The sequence below is a fragment of the Neorhizobium sp. BETTINA12A genome, assembly GCF_023006485.1.
In the GTDB taxonomy this organism is placed as follows: domain Bacteria; phylum Pseudomonadota; class Alphaproteobacteria; order Rhizobiales; family Rhizobiaceae; genus Neorhizobium.
In genome coordinates this window covers 1-4,375 of record NZ_JALBGW010000257.1, presented here as the reverse complement: position 1 = coordinate 4,375, position 4,375 = coordinate 1, and the positions used below count along the sequence as shown (strand labels likewise).

Genomic DNA, 4,375 nt, shown 5'->3' with positions numbered 1-4,375 from the left:
CTTGCCGAGCCCGGCGTCATCGGTGACGAGGATCGACTGGGCACCGGCATCATGTTCGGCCTGGGCGAGCAGGTCCGCGGCCAGCCAGTCCGGATCGTTCTCAGCGTCGGCGATGACCAGGACTTCCGAAGGGCCCGCGATCATGTCGATGCCGACCGTGCCGAAGACATGCCGCTTGGCGGCCGCCACAAAGGCATTGCCGGGGCCGACGATCTTGGCGACCGGGGCGATCGTCTCTGTGCCATAAGCGAGCGCCGCCACGGCCTGGGCGCCGCCGACGCGGTAGATCTCGGTAACGCCGGCGATGCGGGCAGCGGCGAGCACGGCGGGATTGATGGTGCCGCCATTGGCCGGCACGACCATGACGAGACGTGGCACGCCGGCAACCCTTGCCGGCACCGCGTTCATGAGAACCGAACTCGGATAGCTTGCGGTGCCGCCCGGAACATAGAGGCCGACCGCTTCGATCGCGGTCCAGCGGGAGCCGAGGCCGACGCCGATCGCGTCCTCGTAGATATCGTCCTTCGGCATCTGGCGGGCATGGTGGCGCTCGATCCGTTCGGCGGCAAACTTCAGGGCGTCGACGACCTTCCGGTCGGTCTCGGCGAAGGCGGCGTCGATCTCGGCCTCGGTCACCTTTATTCCGACCTTGGCGAGGTCGATACCGTCGAAGCGGGCGGAATAATCGATCAATGCCTGGTCGCCGCGGGCGCGCACATCGTCGATGATGGCGCGCACCACCGTATTCACATCTTCCGAGACCTCCCGCTTGGTCGAGAGAAATGCGGAAAACTTCGCCTCAAAGTCCTGCGACGCCTGATCCAACCAGATTGCCAAGCGGATATCCCTTCCAGCTCAAAAAACGATGTTATCCCGCTCAGACCGTTCGGGCAAAGGGGCCAGATCAGGGATGACGGGGCTTCGACGCCGTTTCCCATGCGCCGCCGACATCCGCAAGAGCAACTTCGATGCATTCGACATCGAGCGCAATCGTCGATTTGCCGGAAAGCACCAGCTCGATCGTCCCTTCCGGGCCGTCGCCCTTCTGCGAGAAGGTGATCGCCAAAAGCGACAGGACCTCATCCTTGCGGCCGCGATTGACGCCCGTCGAGCGCACCGCCTCGACCCGCTTGAAGACGATGGCCGAGCGGCGGCGTTCGAAACTTTTACGTTTTTTCTCGCCGGCATTTTCCCAGACGAAGCGGTTGGCCGCGAGCGAGAAGTTGCGCTCGGGCTGCGACCAGCGCACGTCACCCACCTTGAAGACCGCATCCTGCATATGGGCGGAAATGACACCCAGGTCGTCCGGGTCGAGGGCCAGCAGCTTCAAGTCGGTCATCGCTTCCAATATCCATTAAGAGGCGCGCGTTCACGCGAAAGTTCCTGGACTTGAGATAGGATGTGGCGAGGCAAGAAGCAACGGCGGAGCGCAAGACAGAACGTAGCTTTATCCGCAGCCGACAGATGGTGCCGGCACGGTTCAAAAATGGGAATGGGGCAGGCAGGGCATTGGGTATTGATGTGAGGTCGGTTTCCGCCTGCCCCGATCGTCTTTTGCGGTTCAGGGAGGATTTCCGAGCCCTCCCCTCGCCGCTTTTGACGACCATCACCGGAACCGGGCACTTTCGAACCTTGGTGAAGGCAGCCGGTTCGCGAACCCGGTTCCCATCCGATGACGCGGCCATTATTGCCCGGTGTCTTGATCCCGGGGATGTCGATGGAGCGAAAAATCTGCCAAGCCCTTGACGAAGCAGGAAGGCAACCGCCGTCCGGCCGCATTTCCTCCCCGGAGTTATCGGGGATATCGCCTTGGCATGCGTAGTTACGAATGCGCTACGATGTGATTAACAAGGCGAGGCGCTTCCTCGGCAACCGCCAATATGGTGCCTGACTTTCGGGTCGAGGCGAAATCCAATCCGGCGAAATAGAGGTCCGGCAGGGCGGTCACGCCGTCCTCGTGAACCGGTTGCCCCAAGCTGTCGAGCACACCGGGAAGTCTCACCCAACTAAAATCACCCTTGAAGCCTGTGCACCACCGGCCTGCTTCGGCCAATCCCTCCGCGATCTGGACGCCCGATTGGCCGCCTCCGACCACCAGCACCGGTCCGTCGGGCAGATCGGCATCGCCGCGGTAACAGGCCGACGGCAGACCCTACTCCACGCGATTTGGCGCGTTGTTGCGGAGGCGAATGAGGGGTAGCCTTGTTCCAAACGTTGAGATCCGAGGACACCCGACCATGACACTTTCCTCGCCGCAACCGTCACCCCGGATCCTCTTTTCCAGTGAGGGAAGAGCCTGGAACGCGCTCGATGCCGCTCTCGTGCATATCCCGGGCGGAATGTCTTCGCATGTGCGGGGGAGCGAACTGCATCGACTGGGCATGCATTTCGGTCCGCCCGTTCAGGCGGATTGCACGGTCGGCGACAGGCGGATGCGGCGTTTGCAGAAGCCCGGCGATATCGATTTCGTTCCGGCGGGCGTGGATGGATCCTGGGAGGACGATGCGGATTGCCAGATCCTGCGGCTGAGCCTTCGCCCCTCGCTTCTGGAACAGGTTGCCGAAGAGCTCGGAAGGGACCCAGCAAGGATCGAATTCATCCCGCGGCTCCAGCTTCGCGATGCCCGTATCGAGGCGATCGGCTGGGCCATCAAGGCGGATCTCGAGGCGGAAATGCCGTCCGATCCACTCTACATCGATCTTCTGGCGAACGCGCTGGCCGTCCGACTGATCGAAACCACGACTGACGGCAGTCCATACCCAGCAGCCTCCGGCGCGCTGAGAATGTCCGCGCGCCAGCTCAGAATGCTGATCGACTTCATCGAGACGAACTTGGACCAGAAACTCCATCTCGCCGATCTGGCGACGGTCGCGGGCGTCAGCGTCACCCGGCTCAAGACGCTGTTTCGCAACAGCACCGGAACGTCCGTGCATCAATATGTGATGCGCCGCCGCATCGAATACGCAAGGGCCCTGATCGCCACGACGAGGATGCCGGCCAGCGAGATCGCCCTGGCCGCCGGTTTCGCTCACCAGAGCCATATGGCCTCGACGATGCAGCGTATCCTCGGTCAGACTCCGAGCGAGATCGCTCGTCCGGCACCCGAAATCCGGCCGAAACTGCAAAGATCCGTCTGAATCTGCGCGATGCGGCCTGCCCTATTCCTTAGCTCTATACCTCGCAACTCAAGGAATTGGACATGCTTGCAATCGTCGGAGCGGCCGGAAAGGTCGGTTATTCAACATCATTGGCATTGCGCAAGGCGGGCGTGCCCGTCAGGGCGATCCTGCGCGATCCGGCAAAGACGGAACAGCTGAGCAAGATCGGCTGCGAGATCGCAATCGCCGACCTTCTGGATGCCGAAGCCCTCGCCAGATCGATCGCCGACGCGGATGCCGTACAGATCATCCTCCCGGCCTCGCCGCAGGCGAAAGACACCGCCGACGAGATGCTGCGGGCGATAGAAAGCCTTGCCGGAGCGCTCGAACAGGCGCGCCCGAGGCGGGTGCTGGCGATTTCCGACTACGGCGCTCACGTCACCGACGACATCGGGATGCCCAGCATGTTCCGTATATTCGAGGACAGGCTCGGCCGGCTCGATACCCACACGCTGCTGCTGCGATCGGCGGAGCATATGGAAGGATGGGGGCGCGTCATCCCGACCGCCATCGCATCCGGCATCCTGCCGACCTTTCACGACCCGGTCGGCCGGAAGTTTCCAACGATTTCGGCTCCGGACCTCGGCCCGATTGCCGCCGGCCTGCTGTTGCAGCCTGCTACCCGCAAAGGCCTCGAGGTCATCCATGCCGAAGGACCAGGCAGATACAGTGCCAGCGACGTTGCGGAGGCGCTGGGCCAGCTCCTGGGCCGGACGGTTTCCTCACAAACCATACCCCGTCCGCAATGGAAGGAACGTTTCGACCGGATCATGAACGCGAGTGCCGCCGGACTGCTGATTAAGGTCTATGACGCCCATAACAAGGGCGGCCTGATCGAGATCGAACCGGGCGCCAGCAATATTCTTTACGGCACGACCGAACTGATCGACGCTTTGCGGCCGCTGCTTCCGCCGCAGTAAAGGCCGACCGGAGCGGTTGCGGTCCGGTCGGCTGCAGGACGGTTCAACACTCGCCCGGGAGCGAATGACCGCCCTGACCCGTCGACTGGCACTACCGCGCCATCCTCAGCTGGGAAAATCGGCGGAAAGGCTGATGTCCTCCCAGAGTTCGATCTGGGCCAGGCGCTCCTTCAGCTTCTGGGTGACGGCATTATAGGCGATGGCGCCCAAAACCAAGTGGCGGGGCGCCTGATCCGCTTCGGTCGCGGCGATCATCGCCTCGCCGGCGCGCACCGGATCGCCCGGCTGGCGGCCGCT

The 4,375-nt window shown here is 62.9% G+C and carries 5 protein-coding genes and 1 pseudogene; 2 read left to right on the top strand and 4 right to left on the bottom strand.

What is annotated here, in order from left to right:
- The 3 genes from hisD to MOV61_RS28665 all read right to left on the bottom strand — a co-directional run.
- Positions 1-837, bottom strand: an 837-nt coding sequence (gene hisD / locus MOV61_RS28675) for a histidinol dehydrogenase (RefSeq protein ID WP_247139021.1), incomplete at its 3' end; no start/stop codon positions are given.
- Between the two features lie 67 nt (positions 838-904).
- Complete coding sequence (locus MOV61_RS28670) at positions 905-1,339, bottom strand: DUF2948 family protein (protein ID WP_247039173.1); 435 nt, start codon at positions 1,337-1,339, stop codon at positions 905-907.
- 483 nt (positions 1,340-1,822) lie between these two features.
- Positions 1,823-2,002, bottom strand: a complete 180-nt coding sequence (locus MOV61_RS28665; RefSeq protein ID WP_309493871.1) for a hypothetical protein — start codon at positions 2,000-2,002, stop codon at positions 1,823-1,825.
- A gap of 235 nt (positions 2,003-2,237) precedes the next feature.
- Here MOV61_RS28665 and MOV61_RS28660 point away from each other — a divergent pair, with 235 nt between their 5' ends.
- Positions 2,238-3,137, top strand: coding sequence for an AraC family transcriptional regulator (locus MOV61_RS28660; protein WP_247139020.1), 900 nt, complete (start codon positions 2,238-2,240; stop codon positions 3,135-3,137).
- A gap of 62 nt (positions 3,138-3,199) precedes the next feature.
- Complete coding sequence (locus MOV61_RS28655) at positions 3,200-4,078, top strand: NAD(P)H-binding protein (protein WP_247139019.1); 879 nt, start codon at positions 3,200-3,202, stop codon at positions 4,076-4,078.
- A 105-nt stretch (positions 4,079-4,183) separates the two neighbouring features.
- On the opposite strand, the pseudogene MOV61_RS28650 reads toward MOV61_RS28655, so the two are convergent.
- A pseudogene (locus MOV61_RS28650) lies at positions 4,184-4,375 on the bottom strand (short-chain dehydrogenase/reductase); the annotation flags it as partial.

Excerpts from the sequence above, each read along its gene's own strand:
- MOV61_RS28655 (WP_247139019.1), top strand. The coding sequence starts at position 3,200 with ATGCTTGCAATCGTCGGAGCGGCCGGAAAGGTCGGTTATTCAACATCA.
- MOV61_RS28660 (WP_247139020.1), top strand. The coding sequence starts at position 2,238 with ATGACACTTTCCTCGCCGCAACCGTCACCCCGGATCCTCTTTTCCAGT.
- MOV61_RS28670 (WP_247039173.1), bottom strand. The coding sequence starts at position 1,339 with ATGACCGACTTGAAGCTGCTGGCCCTCGACCCGGACGACCTGGGTGTC.